The 550-nt window shown below is 56.0% G+C and carries 1 protein-coding gene; it reads left to right on the top strand.

The genetic code is table 11. From position 1 onward, the window contains the following. Window positions 1-22: 22 nt before the first annotated feature. Window positions 23-451, top strand: coding sequence for an IS200/IS605 family transposase (tnpA, locus tag ACEWQ0_RS05645; protein WP_476484780.1), 429 nt, complete (start codon window positions 23-25; stop codon window positions 449-451). Window positions 452-550 lie beyond the last annotated feature (99 nt).

Genomic DNA, 550 nt, shown 5'->3' with positions numbered 1-550 from the left:
AGCACCACGCTAAGGAGAAACCATGAGACAAGTCAGCAGTTTACGACACACTCGATGGGAGTGTAAGTACCACATCGTTTTCATTCCGAAATATCGTCGGAAACGCCTGTATGGCGTGATTCGGCGGGAGTTGATCGAAGTTTTCCGGTCCCTGGCGAGGCAGAAGGAGAGCGATATTGAAGAGGGTCACCTGATGCCCGATCACGTTCACATGATGATATCGATCCCGCCGAAGTACGCCGTTTCCCAGGTGGTCGGGTTTATGAAAGGCAAGAGCGCGATTCATATCGCCCGGGTTCACGCAGGTCGTCGGAGAAACTACGTGGGCCAGCATTTCTGGGCCCGGGGCTACTTCGCTTCGACGGTGGGGCGAGATGAACGGGTAATCCGGGACTATATCCGCAATCAGGAGGCCGAGGACCGCCGACTGGATCAGCTAAACTTGATGTAGCCGCCCCCTTTAGGGGGCTCAAGGAGCGCAAGCTCCGTCACAGGCCGCTTTGAGCGGCTCACAATTAAAGCCCCCGGCTTTGCCGGGGGATACTTACTA

The organism is Wenzhouxiangella sp. YN9 (assembly GCF_056324165.1).
Note: the sequence above shows the minus strand (reverse complement) of the source record. Positions and strands in the feature narration are given on the sequence as shown.